The sequence below is a fragment of the Nonomuraea bangladeshensis genome, assembly GCF_039529455.1.
In the GTDB taxonomy this organism is placed as follows: Bacteria; Actinomycetota; Actinomycetes; order Streptosporangiales; family Streptosporangiaceae; genus Nonomuraea; species Nonomuraea bangladeshensis.
The window spans coordinates 328,060-344,962 of sequence record NZ_BAAAMV010000007.1 but is presented as its reverse complement, the minus strand read 5'-3'; the positions used below and the strand labels follow the sequence as shown (position 1 = coordinate 344,962).

17 protein-coding genes and 3 pseudogenes are annotated in these 16,903 nt (G+C 68.1%); 9 read left to right on the top strand and 11 right to left on the bottom strand.

Annotated features, from left to right (window positions below):
* Positions 1–1,305: 1,305 nt before the first annotated feature.
* The 4 genes from ABD292_RS24635 to ABD292_RS24620 form a co-directional block, all read right to left on the bottom strand.
* On the bottom strand, positions 1,306–1,812 hold the full coding sequence (locus tag ABD292_RS24635) for a hypothetical protein (protein ID WP_344211100.1): 507 nt from the start codon (positions 1,810–1,812) through the stop codon (positions 1,306–1,308).
* A gap of 10 nt (positions 1,813–1,822) precedes the next feature.
* On the bottom strand, positions 1,823–2,968 hold the full coding sequence (locus ABD292_RS24630) for a winged helix DNA-binding domain-containing protein (RefSeq protein ID WP_344211098.1): 1,146 nt from the start codon (positions 2,966–2,968) through the stop codon (positions 1,823–1,825).
* Between the two features lie 58 nt (positions 2,969–3,026).
* A complete protein-coding gene (locus ABD292_RS24625) occupies positions 3,027–3,869 on the bottom strand; it encodes an NAD(P)H-binding protein (protein WP_344211096.1) in 843 nt (280 codons plus the stop codon).
* A gap of 64 nt (positions 3,870–3,933) precedes the next feature.
* Positions 3,934–5,124, bottom strand: a complete 1,191-nt coding sequence (locus ABD292_RS24620; RefSeq protein ID WP_344211094.1) for an epoxide hydrolase family protein — start codon at positions 5,122–5,124, stop codon at positions 3,934–3,936.
* Between the two features lie 56 nt (positions 5,125–5,180).
* On the opposite strand from ABD292_RS24620, the gene ABD292_RS24615 reads away from it, so the two are divergent.
* Positions 5,181–6,155 (top strand): helix-turn-helix transcriptional regulator, encoded by a 975-nt coding sequence (locus tag ABD292_RS24615; protein ID WP_344211092.1) that lies wholly within the window; start codon positions 5,181–5,183, stop codon positions 6,153–6,155.
* A 272-nt stretch (positions 6,156–6,427) separates the two neighbouring features.
* Positions 6,428–6,628, top strand: a pseudogene (locus tag ABD292_RS49010) (dihydrofolate reductase family protein); the annotation flags it as partial.
* Between the two features lie 59 nt (positions 6,629–6,687).
* Here the strand turns inward: ABD292_RS49010 and ABD292_RS24610 are convergent.
* Positions 6,688–6,819, bottom strand: a complete 132-nt coding sequence (locus ABD292_RS24610) for a LuxR C-terminal-related transcriptional regulator (protein WP_344211091.1) — start codon at positions 6,817–6,819, stop codon at positions 6,688–6,690.
* 321 nt (positions 6,820–7,140) lie between these two features.
* Between ABD292_RS24610 and ABD292_RS24605 the strand changes: the two are divergent.
* Together ABD292_RS24605 and ABD292_RS24600 are read left to right on the top strand one after the other, a co-directional pair.
* Positions 7,141–7,995 (top strand): annotated as a pseudogene (locus ABD292_RS24605) (FAD-dependent monooxygenase).
* 315 nt (positions 7,996–8,310) lie between these two features.
* Complete coding sequence (locus ABD292_RS24600; protein ID WP_344211089.1) at positions 8,311–8,700, top strand: hypothetical protein; 390 nt, start codon at positions 8,311–8,313, stop codon at positions 8,698–8,700.
* Positions 8,701–8,865: 165 nt separating this feature from the next.
* Here the strand turns inward: ABD292_RS24600 and ABD292_RS24595 are convergent, their stop codons facing one another.
* Together ABD292_RS24595 and ABD292_RS24590 are read right to left on the bottom strand one after the other, a co-directional pair.
* Entirely contained in the window at positions 8,866–9,177 is a 312-nt protein-coding gene (locus ABD292_RS24595) for a hypothetical protein (protein WP_344211087.1), read from the bottom strand.
* A gap of 187 nt (positions 9,178–9,364) precedes the next feature.
* Complete coding sequence (locus tag ABD292_RS24590; RefSeq protein ID WP_344211085.1) at positions 9,365–10,060, bottom strand: hypothetical protein; 696 nt, start codon at positions 10,058–10,060, stop codon at positions 9,365–9,367.
* Between the two features lie 145 nt (positions 10,061–10,205).
* On the opposite strand from ABD292_RS24590, the gene ABD292_RS24585 reads away from it, so the two are divergent.
* On the top strand, positions 10,206–10,430 hold the full coding sequence (locus tag ABD292_RS24585) for a hypothetical protein (RefSeq protein ID WP_344211083.1): 225 nt from the start codon (positions 10,206–10,208) through the stop codon (positions 10,428–10,430).
* 249 nt (positions 10,431–10,679) lie between these two features.
* Here the strand turns inward: ABD292_RS24585 and ABD292_RS24580 are convergent, their stop codons facing one another.
* A complete protein-coding gene (locus ABD292_RS24580) occupies positions 10,680–11,666 on the bottom strand; it encodes an NAD-dependent epimerase/dehydratase family protein (RefSeq protein ID WP_344211081.1) in 987 nt (328 codons plus the stop codon).
* A 125-nt stretch (positions 11,667–11,791) separates the two neighbouring features.
* Between ABD292_RS24580 and ABD292_RS24575 the strand changes: the two genes are divergently transcribed.
* Positions 11,792–12,244, top strand: a complete 453-nt coding sequence (locus tag ABD292_RS24575; RefSeq protein ID WP_344211079.1) for a MarR family winged helix-turn-helix transcriptional regulator — start codon at positions 11,792–11,794, stop codon at positions 12,242–12,244.
* 77 nt (positions 12,245–12,321) lie between these two features.
* Here ABD292_RS24575 and ABD292_RS24570 read toward each other — a convergent pair whose 3' ends face one another.
* Positions 12,322–12,576 (bottom strand): hypothetical protein, encoded by a 255-nt coding sequence (locus tag ABD292_RS24570; RefSeq protein ID WP_344211077.1) that lies wholly within the window; start codon positions 12,574–12,576, stop codon positions 12,322–12,324.
* Between the two features lie 388 nt (positions 12,577–12,964).
* On the opposite strand from ABD292_RS24570, the pseudogene ABD292_RS24565 reads away from it, so the two are divergent.
* Positions 12,965–13,309 (top strand): annotated as a pseudogene (locus ABD292_RS24565) (NUDIX domain-containing protein); the annotation flags it as partial.
* 137 nt (positions 13,310–13,446) lie between these two features.
* On the opposite strand, the gene ABD292_RS24560 reads toward ABD292_RS24565, so the two are convergent.
* Positions 13,447–14,361, bottom strand: coding sequence for a right-handed parallel beta-helix repeat-containing protein (locus ABD292_RS24560; RefSeq protein WP_344211075.1), 915 nt, complete (start codon positions 14,359–14,361; stop codon positions 13,447–13,449).
* A gap of 233 nt (positions 14,362–14,594) precedes the next feature.
* Positions 14,595–15,224, bottom strand: coding sequence for a hypothetical protein (locus tag ABD292_RS24555; protein ID WP_344211073.1), 630 nt, complete (start codon positions 15,222–15,224; stop codon positions 14,595–14,597).
* A 72-nt stretch (positions 15,225–15,296) separates the two neighbouring features.
* On the opposite strand from ABD292_RS24555, the gene ABD292_RS24550 reads away from it, so the two are divergent.
* Both ABD292_RS24550 and ABD292_RS24545 read left to right on the top strand, forming a co-directional pair.
* Positions 15,297–16,172 (top strand): alpha/beta fold hydrolase, encoded by an 876-nt coding sequence (locus tag ABD292_RS24550; protein WP_344211071.1) that lies wholly within the window; start codon positions 15,297–15,299, stop codon positions 16,170–16,172.
* 79 nt (positions 16,173–16,251) lie between these two features.
* A complete protein-coding gene (locus tag ABD292_RS24545; RefSeq protein ID WP_344211069.1) occupies positions 16,252–16,881 on the top strand; it encodes an RNA polymerase sigma factor in 630 nt (209 codons plus the stop codon).
* Positions 16,882–16,903: the final 22 nt, after the last annotated feature.

Genomic DNA, 16,903 nt, shown 5'->3' with positions numbered 1-16,903 from the left:
CACCCCGCCGCACCAACGAACGCGCGCAGAAGACGTGCAGGAGGTCCACCAGCACCAAGCGAGATGCCGACTCCCGGACTGAGCCGACGAGGTCAAAGCATGCCTCCGGCGGGAGCACTCCGGCACCGAGGTGATCGCCACACGGACCTGCACGTAGATGGGTGGCTGGGGGCTGATCACCTCGCACACCATCGACTCAGGCAAGCCCAGCAGACCGGCTCCTCCGTATCAAGCCCGGCTCTGACCGCAGGGCAACGCATGATCGAGGAACGGCGACCGGTGATCGTACACGCGAAGCCGAGCTTGACACTCCGTCCCCGGCCCGCTGCCGCTACGCGGTGAGTCGACGGCGTACGAGGTGATCAGGAGTGAAGCCCTTGGGCCGTAGACATGAGGACGAATGCACTGCCGTTATTAAACTGTTGCACTCGCTATTTGCAAGTTGGTTATGTCTGGCGAGTCCGATGTGTATTTGAGGCGACTGCTCTCTCACCTGCGGTTTGAGTGCCGGAAGCCGCAATCCGTTGCTCTACCTGCGCATACTACAGGTTATTTACTCGCCTCTGTTATTTAGATAACAGCATCTAGCTTGTGCCGGTACCTGCTTCTCGCGCAATCTCTCGGCTGTAGCATCGTGCCCTGAAATAGTCCCGCCACAGGTGCCTGCAAGCTCTCCTGTGGCGGGCGTGAGCATCCGTCAAGGAGTACTCGATGCAAACACTACCGCTTGGAAGTGGGCCACTCGTCATAGCTGCCGTAGTCGCAGCCCTTGTAACGGTACTCATAGTGACTGGCCATGGTGGGGAGGCGCCGCTTGTCGTTGGTGCCGTGTCCATGGTGCTCGGTCCGTACTCGAACAGGATCAAGCCTGGAGAGAAGAAGGGGGTCACGACGTCGAGTGAGTGACGAAGTGGGTGACAATCGCGGTGGACGCTCTCGGACGTTCCGAAACGGTTGAGGAGTCCCTCGCTGGTCAGATGGCGCTTGTCTGGTGTTGAGCGCATTGGGCAAGTGGCTTCGCATCGAAGGGGTCAGGGGTTCGAATCCCCTCATCTCCACCCAGGGCCGTTCTTGAGACGGCTGGACTGAAGTTGACGGGATCCCGTCTGATCATCGCGATCGGGCGGGATCTTGTCGTTTCAGGGGTTTCCGAATCTGGTTCGTCCTGGTTTAGGGGCCGCAGAGCAGGTGTCCGGGAAGGTCCGGGTGGTGTCAGGCCGCTGGTGGAGGACCGAGATCCGGCCGTTGGGCATGGCGAAGCCGACGGTGGGCTGGGCGCTGCGGTGGGGTGGCGGGTTTTGCGGCTTATGGGCCGGGTGGTGAACTGCTCTGGCCTGCAGGTGGCGTGCCGTCGAAGGGCTCGACCGGGGCCCGCGTGGTGTCGGCGGGTGTGATCGGCTCGTTTTGGGGCTGGTGGATGTGGCGCCACTGGTCGAGGAAGTGGTCGTTGGCGACCGTGACGAGCAATGCGACCAGGCTGGTCTGGGCGACGCGTCCGTGGGCGAGCCGGTTCTTGGGATCGCCGAGGTCGAGGTCATGTCCCTTGAGCCGGCCGTTGATGCCTTCGGTATTGGCGCGGACAGACTTGTAGGTCCTGATCCAGGCGGGACTCAGGTAGGTCAGGTCCTGGCGGAATTTGTCGAGGTGGCCCAGGTCGCCGGTGTGCAGGGTGCTGGTCTGCTGGTGGCGGATCTTCGGCAGTTCGCCGGTCTTGTGGTCGGGTGTCGGGGGCAGGACGCGGGGTTTGGCCGCCGGGTGGGCGGCTCGCTGCCGGGCGTCGGTCAGGTCGACCGCGGTGGGGCGGCACCTCAAGCGGGCTTGATCACTGCCGATCGGTTTCCTCGCCGGTCACCGCATCCTCGCGGCCGATGAACGTGGCCCTGCCGCTGCGGACGTCGTGGTCGGTGCCGGGCGCGGCGAACTCCAGCAGCCGGGCGCCCTCGGCCTCGACCTCGGCGCGCTCGGTGGTGGCCAGCGGCCGGAACGGGTCGATCTCCAGAGTCGCTGATGCCTTGCCCAGATGGAGCTTCCAGGCGCCCGTCACCTGCCCGTCCACCAGGAAGGTGGCGCGCATCCCGTTGCGCGTCATGACCCGTTTGCGGTCCTGCTCCGAGATCACGCGGGTGCGGTCGGCGTGGGAGGCCAGCAGGTTGTCGTATTCGGGCAAAAAGCGAACCGGCGCGTGGGCGTCGGCGCCGGGGCGTGGCGCATCCGGCAGGTCGAACAGCTCGATCCCGCGCTCGTCGTGGAAGACCGCCAGCTGCGGCCGCAGCCTCTCCACGACGGGACGCAGCCGGGTTCGGCCGGCCCATGTCTGCACGTCGGTGACCGAGGCCGGGCCGAACGCGGCAAGGTAGCGCAGCACGATGTGTTCGGAGTCGGCGGCGGGGGCGGGCTCGGCTCCGGTCCAGTCGGCCGCCGTCGCGTACCGGGTGGTGCCACCGACGCCCCAGACGGCGCGTGGTGGCACCTGCACCAGCGGTACCAGGTTGCGCACGACGGTGGCGAGCGCACGGGGCTCGCGATCGGGCCACCGCTCGTGCAGCGCCGCCCTGAGCTCCTTGGGGGTGAGGTGCCGTGCGCCGAGCAGCGCCCGGCCCGACTCCGCCACGGCCGCACGGTCCAGACCGGTCAGGATCGTCTTGAACGCGGTGTCCAGCTCACGGTCGAGCGCAGGCTGCGCCCATGGCCGCAACGAGCGGTAGTCCGCCGTGGTGACCAGGTGGATGGTGCTGCGCATCAGCGCGACCCGCACCAGGCGGCGCTCGGTCAGCGCGTCCGCCAGGTCGGCGGTGCCGAACTTCCGTAACCTGCTCCAGAGCCCGAAGTAGGGCGCGTACGGCGCCTGCGCCTGCATGCCGACCAGCCGGGTGACCGTCTCCTCGGCGGTCGCCTCGGCCCGTTCCAGCAGCCACTGTCGGGCCAGCAGAGCTCGTCCCAACTCCCGTCGCCTCAGCACCTGTGCCACCGTGCCGTCCTTTCCGTCCATCCGGCAGGGGCGGCGGATGCCGCCCCTGCCTCGTTGATCATCCGCCGAAGTCGGCCCGGTGATCCGCGGCCCACCGGGCGTAGGCGCGCGCGGGGTGCCCTGTGATCTGCTCGATGACGTCGTTGACCGGCGCGGGCTTGCCGACCGCCTGCGCCATGAGACCGAACAGCGCCGCCAGAAACTCAGGGTCCATGAACCGGCTCATCTGCTCCAGCACCGCCTCCGGGTCGAGGTCCTCGACGGTGAGCGGGCGCCCCAGCGTCTCGCCGAGGATGCCGACCTGCTGTGCCTGAGTCAGCGACTCGGGGCCGGTCAGGTCGTAGGCCCGCCCCGCGTACCCGCCGCCGATCAGGATCCGCGCGGCCACCTCGGCGACGTCCCTCTCGTGCACGGCGCTGAAGGCCGCTTCGGTGTACGGCGCGCGAATGACGTCACCGCCCTGGAGCTGCATCGCGAACGTCAACGAGTTGATGGCGGGGAACAGGAGCCGCAGGAACGTCCACTCGATCCCGGACGCCTCGATGGCCCGCTCGACATCGCGGTGGTACTGGGCGATCACGTCGGGCTGCCGCTCGGCGCCTGGGACGACCGCCCCGGAGGACAGGAACACCAGCCGCCGTACCCCGGCCTGGCCCGCGGCCGCCAGCAGCGGAGCGACATCCATCCCGTACTGCAGAACCAGGAAGGCGGCCTCGACGCCGGCCAGCGCCGCCGGCAGCGTCTCGGGCTTGGTCAGATCGCCCCGGACGACGTCGACTTCCTCCGGAAGCTCCGCCCGCTCCGGAGTACGGGTCAGCGCCCGCACCGGCGCACCCGCGGCGACCAGCTCCTCTACCGCCTGACGTCCGAAGTGAGCCGTGGCACCGATGACGAGATACATGAGTGTTTCCTTTTCGCGCGAAGACATGGGGGCTGAGGGGGGTCCGCCGAAAAACCGGCGGCGGTCAGCGAACCTTGCGGAAGAACTGCCGGATGTCGTGGACGAGCAGATCGGGGGCGTCGTGAGCGGCGAAGTGGCTGCCCCGGTCATAAACGTTCCAGGAGAAGATATTTTTGTGGTCGCGGTCGGCGAACGTCCGGATCGACGGAAAGTCCCAGGCGAAATTGGCCAGGCCGAGGGGCACGGTGGTCGGCTCGGGCACGGAGGTGCCCCGGCCGTTCGACTTCTGCTGTACAGGGGCCGCCGCCGCGTCCTCGTAGTAGAACCGGGCGGCTGAAGCGGCCGTGTTGGTCAGCCAGTAGATCATCACGTTCGTGAGCACGAAATCCGGGTCGAGCGAAGCGCCAAGCAGCTGCGCGTGCCAGCCCAGCAGGCCGGCCGGTGAGTCGGCCAGTGCGTGCGCCAGATTCTGCGGCTCGGTGGACTGGAGCTTGTCATACGCGCCCCGGTTCTGGGTGAACCACTCGGCGAACGCGAGCTTTCCGCGCTCCTCCTCAGACAGACCGGCCGACTCGGCGGGGTCGCCCGACGGGAACGAGAAGACCTGCGTCACGTGCACTCCACAGACGTGCCCAGGATCAACCCGGCCCACCTCGGGCGAGATCAGCGACCCGCCGTCGTTGCCAGCCGCGCCGTACCGGTCGTACCCGAGCCGGCGCATCAGCTCGGCCCAGGCCCGGGCCACCCGGTACCGATTCCAGCCGCGCTCCCGGGTCGGCCCGGAGAAGCCGAAGCCCGGCACCGACGGAATGACCAGATGGAACGCGTCCGCCGGGTCGCCGCCGTGCGCACGCGGGTCGGTGAGCGGGCCGATCACGTCCAGCCACTCGACCACCGAGGTCGGCCAGCCGTGGGTCAGGATCAGCGGCGTCGCGTCCGGCTCCGGCGACAGCACGTGCAGGAAGTGGATGTTCTGGCCGTCGATCTCAGTGGTGAACTGCGGGTACGCGTTCAGCTTCGCCTCCCAGGCCCGCCAGTCGTACCCCGTGCGCCACCGCTCGACCAGTTGCTTGACGTAGCCCACCGGGACTCCGTACTCCCAACCCGGCGGCACCGGGCCGACCGGCGCCGACTCGCTCGCGGGCAGCTCCTCCGCCCACCGAGTCCGGGCCAGCCTCTGCTGTAGATCGTCGAGCTCGGCCTGAGGGATGTCGATCCGGAACGGGGCGATCGTGCTGTCGTTCGTCATGGTCATCAGCGTAGGAACCAATTAGGTAGAAACCGTTCCTAATGAACGGGCAGACTCGAAGAATGTTGGAAACCTCGGCGCGGCTGCTGCGCCTGCTCTCGCTGCTCCAGACGCCCCGCGAGTGGACCGGCGCCGAACTGGCCGAACGGCTGTCGGTCAGCACCCGCACCATCCGCAACGACGTGGAACGCCTGCGAAACCTCGGCTATCCGGTGCACGGCAACCGAGGCGCGGTGGGCGGCTACCGGCTCGGTGCCGGGGCCGCGCTGCCGCCGCTGCTGCTCGACGATGAAGAGGCGGTCGCGGTGGCGATCGGACTGCGCACCGCCGCCGGGGGCACGATCACCGGAGTCGAGGAGACCTCGCTGCGCGCGCTGGCCAAACTGGAGCAGGTGCTACCGACCCGGCTCCGGCGCCGTGTCAACGCCCTCCAGCGGTACGCCGTCGCGGTACCCCGGGACGACCTGGGCCCACGGGTGGACGCGGACACGCTGAGCGCCCTCGCCGCCGCCTGCCGGGATCACGAGCGCCTGCGATTCGACTACCGAAGCCACGACGGCTCCGAGAGCCGGCGCGAGGTGGAACCATACCGACTGGTCAACTGGGGACGACGGTGGTACCTCGTCGGGTTCGACGTCGAGCGGGCCGGCTGGCGGACGTTCCGGGTGGACCGGCTTCACCCACGCACCCCGACGGGTCCCCGATTCACCCCCCGCGATCTCCCCGAGGAGGCCATCGACCAGGTACGCCGGGGTGTGTCGTCGGCTGCCTGGCGATACCGGGCCCAGGTCGTCGTGCACGTACCAGCCGAACAGCTCGCCGAACGAATCAACGCCGCCATCGGCACGATCACGCCGGTCGACGACACCCGCTGCCTGCTGGACACCGGCGCGGACAGCATCGAGGCGCTCGCCGTTCACCTCGGCCTGCTCGGCGTCGATTTCACCGTGACGGAGCCCGCGGAACTCGTCGAACTCGTGCGTGCACTCGCCGACCGCTATCACCGCGCCACCGAGCCACAGCCGCAGCACACCTGATATGGCGGGCGTCCTTGTCAAGTGGGCCTGCGGTTATCTGGGGTAGTCAAGCGAACTGGCTGGTCAGCCGCCTGAGGATCGTTCAGACACGTAAGGCAAGCAGGCTGCTCGCGTCCGGCGCGTAGATGGATGGTCGAGAGGTCTATCAGCCGCGTGAAAGGACCCCCACCGGGCGCTCGAGGACGTGCCCGAGGGCGGCGTCCACACCTTTGTGACGGACGGGATCGAAAGCGCCCTGCGGCAAGGCCAGGGGGGTCGCCGGCGGCAAGAACGTCGCCGTGATGGGCGGCGCGGACCTCGGGCGGCAGTTCATGAGGGCGGGGCTGGTCGACCAGATCGGGATCCATCTGGTGCCTGTGCTGTTCGGCGGGGGCCAGCGGCTCTTCGACCACCTCGGGGCGACCACATCCAGCTTGAGGTGGTCAACGTGGTCGACACCCCGCTGGCCACCCATCTGCTCTAGCGCATCGTGAAATGACCCGTCATCGCTGAGCGGGCCTGTCCGGAATCGCCTTGGCCGGGGGCTGGACGCTCATCTCTCGGTCGTCGCGGAGCCGCCGAGCACGGCCTGGCGGGCTTTGACGATGGCTTCGGAACGATCGGTGGTGTGAAGCTTGGCGAAGATGTTGGAGATGTCGTTGCGAATGGTCTTCTCGCTGAGCACAAGTCGTTCGGCGATGGCGGTGTTGGACTTCCCGCGGGGCCATGAGGTCGAGGATGTCGCGCTCCCGGGACCTGGCCGACAACCCGCAGGCCTGGCCCCACGCGAACCTCGCCGGCCATCCCGCCGCCGCGGCGGCAATGCCGTAGGACTGGACCCCATGGCCCCGTCATGCCAGCGGACAGTCGGCCTGTTTCCCTGCCGATCAGATTGCCGCGGTAGGCGCGCGGAGTGTGCCCGGACCTTTCCCAGACCTTCCCCGTCTTCCCTATCGAGGATCAGCCGGCCTGTCGCCGGTCGATCCGTCATGCCCGAAGGAGCGCCATGATCGCCGATGTCGTCATCGCCGGAGCCGGGCCCAACGGCCTGATGCTGGCCTGTGAGCTCAGCCTGGCCGGAGTCCGCTCCCTGGTCCTGGAGCGTCTGCCGGAGCGCACCGAGGAGAACCGCGCCAATGGCCTGGTCGGCCAGGTGGTGCGGATGCTCGACCGGCGAGGCCTGTAAGAGCGGCTCACTGGACACCCGGACCCACCCCGGCCCGCTCCCGGATTCGTCTTCGGCGCGTTGCTGATCGACCTGAGTGTGCTGGACGACAACCCGCTCTATACCCTCCTGGTCCCGCAGCGCAGGATCGAGCAGATGCTGGAGGAACGGGCTGTCGAGCTCCATCTCGAGATCCGGCGCGGTCACGAGCTCACCGGTTTCACCCAGGGCGCGGATGGCGTGACCCTCCAGGTCAGCGGGCCGGACGGGCCGTACACGATTGAAACGCGCTACCTGATCGGCGCCGACGGCGGGCACAGCATCGTACGCAAGCTGGCCGGGATCGCCTTCCCCGGCGTGACGACCGACGAGACGATCGCGCGCACCGCGCGCACCGCGCACGCCGTCGTGCCGGCCGAGCTCGTCGATCCGGTCACCGGCCGGCTCGACATTCCCGGGTACGGACCCATCCCGCCGTTCCTGCACCACCGGACCGAGCGCGGGTTGTTCGTGTACGCGGCCCTCCCGGGCGCCCCCGCACCGTTGATGTATTTGCTCGGAAAGGTGGCCGGAATGCGGCGAAACCCACATGCAGGACCCGCCGATGACGCCCGGCCGTACCCGACAGCCCGGGAAACGATCTCTGACGACGCCACTGCTCCGCAGGTCAGCTGTACTCGTGAACACCCCACCTAGGGCCGTTCTTGAGACGGCCGGACTGAAGTTGACGGGATCCCGTCTGATCATCGAGATCAGGCGGGATCTTGTCGTTTCAGGAATTTCCGACTTGGATTCGTCCTGGTTCGGGGCCTGCGGAGTCGGCGTCTGGGAAGGCCCGAGTGGTGGCAGGCCGTTGGTGGAGGAGCGAGATCCGGCCGTTGGGCATGGCGAAGCCGACGGTGAGCGGGGCGCTGCGACAAGGTGACGGATTTTGCGGCTTATGGGGCGGGTGATGGTCTGCTCTGGCCTGCGGGCGGCATGCCGTCGAAGGGCTGGGCTGGAGCCTGCGGCGTGTCGGCGAGTGTGACGGGCCTGTCCTGGGGCTCGTGGATGTGGCGCCACTGGTCGAGGAGATGGACGGATGCTGGGCAATCCCTGCTCAATACGTGGGAGCAGGTCCTTCTCTGGCTGAATGCCGTGTGGGTGGCCGAACGGGATCCTGACCGGCGGGAGGCGTGGGGGCGGGCCGCTCCGGCGATCCGGATGCTGTTGCGCGCCATGGCCGTGGCCGGCCGTATGGACCAGGGCGTCACGCCGGCGTTCGGGACGCGGCAGCTCGCGCGGATGTCCGGATACGATCACGACCGTGGCCAAGCACCTGAAGCGGCTGCGGGAGGAGGCGCACCCGTTGTCGAGCGGATCGTGCCCGGCGCCGTGGTGATCACCCCGGCATGGCCGTAGCGACCGCCCCGCCACCGGCCGGCGGAGGCCGACGCGATTCCTACCGTCAGGCGTACTTGGCTCGCAGCCCCAAGTACGCCTTGAAGGGGCAACGGGTTGGCATAAGGGCCGGTCGCCGGCCCGAGGGTGAGTGTGGACTCGCGCGCTTCCGGGTTGCGGTCGGACTCAGCTCATTGCCTGGAAGCTCGCGTATCTGCCGGTAATGATGCCACTTGGGGGAAGCACGATGAAGACCCGGAGCCGGCAGTTCGCGTCCGGGAAGAGCCGGATCAGGCCCCGGGTGTGGTTGGCGATAGTGGATACTTCCGTGAGGCCCTGGTGGCAGACGCCGGGCTCCGGGTCCTGGATCACCTCCAGCTGGCCGGACCCCGAGTCGATCACCACCAAACCTTGTGCTGCGGCGGCGGGGGCGGCAACGGTGAGGGCGAGCGCTCCTGCGGCGGCTGCGGCCAGGAGAGCGGTAGGAATGAGGCGCATCGGGCATCCTTTCGCGTAGGTCAACCAGCTCACCACAGTGTGTAGCGGAGCAACTACGCTGCATAACTATCGCAGGTGACATACCTTTCTTCCGGGTACTTCTCAGAGGCAAGAGGGACCTTCCCGCCCTGGGCTACTGCCTTGGCTAACCGCCGTCTTGGCTTCGAGGCGCACTTGGGCTGCGGGCCTACTTGCTCTTGCCACGGCCACGCTCGGCGGCGCGCAGCTGCTCGGCTTCAGCACGGGCTTCCGCAAGCTGCCTGTCCCGCTCGGCCAACTTGGTGCTCTCCTCCTGCAGCGCGTCGCTGGCGGCCGTGGGCGCGTTGATCTCGGCCTGGGGCGACCGGAGCAGCGTCTCCCGTTCCCGATCGGCCGCCTGTTCGGCGCGTTCGAGCGCCCGGCGGGCGTCCTCCTGGCCCTGCTCGGCGCGGGCTTGCGCGAGCTGCGCGCCGCACACGTCGGCCTGTGGCTGCCGTACGTCGGCGTCGGCTTGCTCGTCGGCGAGGCGCTTCGCCTCGGCCACTCTCGCGGCCGCGTCCCGCTCGGCTGCCTCGATCGCTTCGGCGGCGCTCCGCTGGGCGGCCTCCTTGTCCTGCTCGGCCTGGGCGGCGCGTTCGTCTGCCGCGTCGGCGCGGGCGAGGGCGTCGGCCGCGATCGTCTCGGCGGTGCGCTGCTGCTGCTCGGCGAGGCGACGCGCCTGGAGTTCGGGCGAGGTCCGCCTGAAGTTTGCCCATCCCGGCGAGGATGCCGCGCTGTAGCTCGTTGAGGCGGGCGATGCCCCGCCGCGCGGAGGAGTCCTCGGTGTAGGCGGTCCAGGTCGCGGCCGAACTCGGTTTGCACTGCTACAACCCTCAGCTGGACCGTCTTCGGGTCTCGTGACCACTGTCAAGCCGACCGTATCGAGGCGGGCGCCTCACTCGACCTGGGAAACGATCACGCGCGATCTTGCACGCCTCTGCTGCCTTCCAGGCCAGGCAGACTCGTGAACACCCTTGAACCTGGCGGGAGCGCTCGCACGTCTGAAGGTCATGGGCTCACTCGCCTCCCTCGCCTTCATCGTGCTCACCGCCTGCGGCAGCGGAGTGGCGGCCGACGAGCCGGTTACGTACGCGGCCAACGCCGTCTCCGTTCTGGAGAACCCCGGTCACGGGCCGCAGATGTGCGCCGCGATGCACGAGTCGCTGCCACCCCAGTGCGGTGGGCCGGACATCGTCGGCTGGGACTGGTCCAAGGTCCAGCACTTGATTTCTTGAGCGGATCGAGTCCATGCCTGGTGAGTCTCCCTACCCCGCCGAGCTGTGCCGCCGTGCGGTGCGGATGGTCGCCGAGGTGCGGCCGGATTACCGAACCGAGTGGGCCACGGTCAACGCCCGCAAGCGGTTGATGAGGCCGGGGTGCCGGCGCGCCATGGATGGCAGTGCGTCAAGGGACTGCGTACGGGAAATGCGAGGCACCGCATCCATGGCGAGGGCATTGCGACCGCGGCGCGCGAGGTCGTCACCTCACGAGAAGCTCATCTCCGCCAGGCCCTTCTCCAGGGTCACGTCAGGCGAGTAGCCCAGCTCCTTCCTCGCGGCGGTGATGTCGTAGGAACGGTCACGGCCGGTGAAGCTGACGAGCCAGTTCGTCAGCGGCGGCGCCGTCTTCCGGCGAAGCAGGCGTGCCGTGCGGTCCATCACCGCCGCCATGGGCGCCGCCATCGCCAGAGGGACGCTGCGGCTCTTGGACAGATCCACGCCGCGGGTCGCCAGCAAGGGGGTGAGGAAGTCTCGGATGGGCATCGGCGTGCCGTCCGTCACGTGGTAGACCCCCTTGTGGCGGCCCCGGGTGAGCGCGAGGATCGCGGCACTGGCCAGGTTCTCGACGTGTACGAAGTCGACGATGTGCCTGCCGTCGTCGATCCAGGCGAACCGTCCGGCCTCGGCGACCTTGACCATCTCGTTGATCGTCGTCATTCCGCGGCCCCAGATGAACGGCGGGCGGAGCACTACCAGCTCGGTCTTCCCGCTGCGGGCTTTCAGGAGCGCGCGCTCGGTGGCCAGCTTGACCCGGCTGTAGGCGATGTTCGGCCGGCCCTCCGGCGTCGACTCGTCGACGACGGGACGGCGTTGACTGCCCGTGGAGACGGACGCGGCGCTGGTCAGCACGAAGCGTCGCACCCCGGCCGCGACGCTCGCGGCGTGCAGGGCGGCCGTCGGCACGTGATTGGCCTGTTGGAAGAGCGAGTCGGGGCCCCAGAACTCCATGTACGCCGCGACGTGCACGACCGCGTCGACCTCGCGCAGCTTGGCGAGCCAGTTCGGCGCCGGGGAGCCCGCCCGGCCGAGCTCGGCGAGATCGCCGGACACGGGTTCGGCGCCGGCCATGCGTACCCGCTGGATGCTCGAGCCCGATCTGGCCAGTGCCATGACCTCATGTCCCTCGGCGACGAGGCGGCGGACGAGAGTGCCGCCGACGAAACCGCTGCCGCCGGTGACGAAGATCTTCATGCGTTCACTCCTTGTGGTTGAGCACGCGCTTACCTCAGATGTATTGGGATCAAATAGTTCGCCACCAATGTATCGACGTCTATGTAACCTCCCGTACGATGGGGGCGTCAAGTGGGAGGTGGGCGATGCCACGCGCGAACGACGGCGTGACCGCAGCACAGGTCGCCGACGAGTTCAGCCGTACGGCGAAGGTTCTGGTACGTCACTTCAACGAGCGTCTGGGCGAGCACGGGGTGTCGACACCGAGATTCCGCCTGGTGGTGGAGGTGGCGCGTTCGCAGCCGGTTCGTCTCACCGAGCTCGCTCTCGCGGTCGGCATCGCGCAGGGGACCGCCTCCACCTTGGTTGACGCGCTCGTCCGCGACGGACTACTCGAACGCCAGACCAGCGCGGATGACCGCCGGTCCGTACTCCTTCGAGTGACGGCGCAAGGGGCCGCACTGGCGCAGGACTGGACAGCCGGCTATGAGCTGGCGGCGGAAGAGCTGTTCAGGCCACTCACCCCCGAGCAGCTTTCGACACTGGTCGACATATTGCGGACGCTCAGCGCCGGCGAGGCGTCGGCCGCCGGCGACTGAAGAAGGCCTTGCCGGCGCGTGGATCGCCGGAGCGCCGCAGGTGTCGTCGCCTGGAGCGATCTCGAGTGGAACCGCGCTCAGCGCGATGGACGGTCCTGCACAGCTGCCTCGATCCGCAAGCCGACACCGGCCATGACGGCGACCAAAAAGACGGCCAGCCAGGGAAGCGAAGGGAAATCCGGATGCCAGACCAGCTCGATCACCGCTCCGGCAAAACCTCCGCCGATCCCCAAGGACCCCAGCAGGCGTAGCGCGGCCACCGTGTAGCGCAGCGCCGCCGCCTCCTCGAAGTCCTCGCGGTCCGCCTGCTGGGGGTTGTCCTGTGCGGCCATGGGCGTGAGCTTCTCACGCTGAGATCAAGATCCGATAGCGGCGGCGGACGGGAAACGATCACAGCGAAGTCGGGAAGCGATCTTCTCAACCCGTCTTGCGCCCCAGGCCGGCCATATTCGTGAACGCCCCACCTAGGTCGAAGGCCGCTTCCCAGTTGTGGGAGGTTGCCTTTTGCGTTGCCGGGTGACGGACGGGGTGACTACGTCGGATGGGAGTAAGCGATGCGGAGCCGGCAAGGTTCTCGGGTTGTGCTGCTGGATCGGAACGATCGGATTCTTCTGATCCGACACAGGTATGACGGTGTCATCGTCGTCCCCGGCTCTCCGGTCCGGGAGTTGTTCTGGGTGCCCCCGGGCGGAGGGTTGAAGGAGGGCGGAAAATTTCCTCCGGGGCGCTCGTAGGGAGCTGATGGAGGAGACCGGATTGACGGAGGTCGAGTGGGGGCCTTGCTTGTGGACTCTCGATGCGGACGTCCGGTGGAGTGGCGAACCCGTACACATGCACGAGCGGTACTTCCTGGCGCGGGTGCGCGGCACGCAGACCGTCACCCGTGCCTGTCTGGAGCCGGGTGAAGAGCAGGCGATCCTTGATCACCGATGGTGGTCCTTGGCCGAGCTGGTCGAGGCCGAGGCCACAGAGACCCTGCGGCCTGTGGGGCTTCCGGGGTTGTTGGCCGAGGTGCTGGCCGCGGGAGGACGTCCGTCGGGTGAGCCGCGCGTCCTGCACGTGTAGGGATACTCCCGTCCGACATCACCCAAGATGAAGGCCGCTCCCGGACCGTGGAGGCGGTGTCCGGGTGGTTCGGCGTCGGATCCCCCGCCCCGTTGAGGAGCGGGGGAACCGGCGTCGTTATGTCACCTTCCCCGGGTTCAGGGGGTGCAGGCGATGTTGAGGCACTGCGCCGCGTTGCCGTTGCCGCTGGCGTGGTTGCCGCCGCCGTCTGTGACGCCCGGTGTGGCTTCGATGCCGTAGTCGCGGTTGTTGCGTACGCGGTTGTTCCTGATCACGGTGGCCGCATCCGTGGCGTCGACGTCGATGCCGTCTTCATTGAAGAGGGTGCCGTTGCCGTTGGCATCGTTGTTGTCGATGCGGGTGTTGGTCACAGTGGGGTCGACCAGGATGCCGTCTCTGGCGTTGTTCACCACGCTGTTGCGGTAGAGCACGGTCCCTCTGCTCGTCCCTGTGACGAGAATCCCGTTGACGTTGTAGAGGGCGGCGTTGCGCTCGACGCGTGCGTTGGTGACGGATTCCAGCCTGATCCCAACGCTGGCGCCGGTGGCGGCGGAGTAGTTGATGTGCGGGCGGTCCACGTTCCGAACGGAGATCCCAGTGCCGTTGACGGTGGCGAGGATGTGCTGGACGACGTTGCGGTTGGCCCCGTTCGCGAGAGTGACCCCGGTCCCGAAGTCGGTCAAAGTGCCGTTCTTGATCGTCACCCCGGAATAACCGGTGGGGCGCGATCCCGCCTGGCTGTTGTCGATCCCGCTGAAGGGCCGGAGGATGCCGGAACCGTCGATGGTGTGGCCGTTGAGGTCGATGGTGATGTTGGCCGCGCCGACTTCGAGCCCGTTGCCGGGGCAGTTGTGCAGGTCGTTGGCGAGCTTGATGGATTTGGTGATGACCTGTCCGCAGGCAACGGTGGTCTCGCCCTTGTAGTTGCCGGCCAGCGCCGAGGCGGGCGTCGGCATGGCGCAGGCGAGCGCGATGCCCCCCAGGCCGCAGGCGAGTAGAGTTTTTGAAAACATGAAATCCCCCGTGAGGACACAGTCTGCTTTCTGTGGCACCGATATCCTCCCGCAGGCGGGAAGCGCTCAAACAACGGAGGAATTGCCCCGATTTCATAACTCGAAGAACATGAAAGACTAATCGTTGTAATAGGTGTAACGTGCGATATATGCTTTAAATGGAAGCAAATGGTGCATCGTGCATCCCTGCTGGTCCGGCCCCTCGGTGATAGGTGCGGATGCGGTGTCGGGGCAACGAGGGCCATGCATACCTGACGAAAGCCCGCCACTCGTTAGTACGGCCCCACTCCCGGAATCAGTACGACAGCCGGTATCCAGAAGTAGGCGACAGGCATGAGCGCGAGAGATATCGCTATCAGTAAGCATTTGTAGACGGGTCTCACCCGAGCGACGCCGAACCCGAGGCCCGCCGCGAGCAGGAGCGTCGCGAAGACCACGGCCATGGCGGCCGGGACGCAGGCGTGATGCTGGAGCCCGGTGTCGACGATCTGCGTGCCGTCGTTGTCCGTCAGGGCGGGTGAGGCTGCGAACTCGCGCAGGAGCGGAGCGGCCTTCCAGGATGCCGCCGCCAGGTCAGCCAGGCCCAGCCCCGCCCCGGCGAGGATCGCCATGATGAGGCCGGCCCGCCACGTCTTGTCCCTGGCCCAGCGTGCGGCCAGCAGGCCGGCCACCAGCGCGCACACGTGCCCGACGGCACTGCCGGAGGTGTAGGCCAGGGCGGCGGCCGTGCGCCACTTCGCCACCACCTGGTCGTCGGGTTGCGCGTCGGGCCACAGGCTCTGCCCCACGTCGAGATTGAGCGCTGCGAGCAGGACGGCCGCGCTGCCGGTCACCGCGATCAAGGCTGCGTACCAGGTCCTGGCCCGCCAGTTGGTCGGCGAAGTCCGCGTCACGCCGTACATCGTGCCCGATCATGGGTCGAGCCGTCGGTAAATGTCGGGCATCCGGTCGCCGGTCGCCGTTACCGTGCCTTCATGGTGCATGCGCACGAGCGGTTCGTGGCCTCCGGGCCGTTGCGGATCTGGACGGAGCGGGTCGGAGATCCGGGGCTTCCCGCTGTTCTGCTGGTCACGGGGTCGGCGGCTCAGGGTGTCAGCTGGCCTGATGCGCTGGTCGGGCGGCTTGTCGAGCGTGGGGTTCAGGTGATCCGGTTCGATCATCGGGACACCGGCCGGTCCAGCGTCGTCGACTTCGATGCCCATCCGTACACGATCGGGGACATGGCTCGCGACTGCCTGGCTGTGCTGGACGGTCATGGGCTGAGCTCCGCTCATGTGGCTGGGGCCTCCCTGGGCGGGATGATCGCGCAGTGGATGGGGGTGCACGCGCCGGAGCGGGTCCGGTCGTTGACGGTGATGTCCAGCTCGCTGATGGGCCATGATCCGAGACCTGGGTGGGCACGGGCGCGGGCCGGGAAGCCGGCCGACCCGGATGATCTGCCGCCGCCGTCTCCGGCGTATCTCGCGCATCTGGACGCCGGGCTGCCGCCGGGTGTGGAGTCCGACGTGGCCTTGTTCCGGGTCTTCAACGGACCGGTCCGGCCGTTCGACGAGCGGGCCGCCCGGGAGATGCTGGAGCTGGCGCTGTCGCGGGCGACTGAGTCGGCGGCCGCGGCCAACCACTTCCGGGCCGTGTGGATGGATGACCCTGACCTGCTCGCTCCGCTGTCGTCGATCACCGCGCCGACCTCGATCGTGCACGGCGACCAGGATCCGGTCTATCCGCTCGGTCACGGCGAGGCGCTGGCTGCCGCGATTCCGGGCGCGGTGCTGCATGTCGTGCCCGGGATGGGACATGTCATGACCTCTCCCGGCCTGCCGGAGGAGGTCGCCGACCTGATCCGGCTCTGACCTGCCTGGGGCGCCGGCCGGTGTCCGGCCGCGTCCGTGCCCGCCTCATAATGCATCGCGAGCTTCGGTCAAGTACACGGTGGCCGACCTCACGGCGGAGATATTCCTCGCGGCGCTGCACTCCCGGCACACCTACCGGCTGGGACGAGGCAGCGAGGCCGGATGGCTGTACGGGGTGGCGCGTAACGTGCTGCTGGCCCAACGACGCCGCAGCGAGCGCGAGGCGCGCGCCGTCGAGCGGATCGTCGCGCGCCGGTTGCTGGACGGCGACGACATCGCCGATCTTACGGACCGCATCGACGCCGAGGAGCCCGCCCGCCGGGCGCTGTCGGCCATGGCCGACCTGCCGGAGGGGGAGCGGCGTTGCTGGAACTCGTGGTCATCGACCAGGGAACCTCGGCCGGCGCGCCGGCCCGCACGTCGGCTGGTGGCTGTGGCAGGCTGGCCGCGGTGGTGGCGGTCGCCGTGCCGCCGGCGTCGGAGACGCCGGCGTTCGCCGCCAAGAACCCCGCGGATGCCGCTCAGACAGCTGGACGGCCCCGGCTTCTGGATCGACCCGAAGGACTTCGGGCCGGACGAGACGCTCGTCGTGGTCATGCACTCCGCCAACGGTGACCCGGCCAAGAGCAATGCAGGCGGTGTCGGGGTGATCCGCGGACCGGTCGCACCCTGTGAACTCGTGCCTGCCGAGTTCGGCGGTACCTCCTGAGGCGGGTGCGTGAACACTCGAG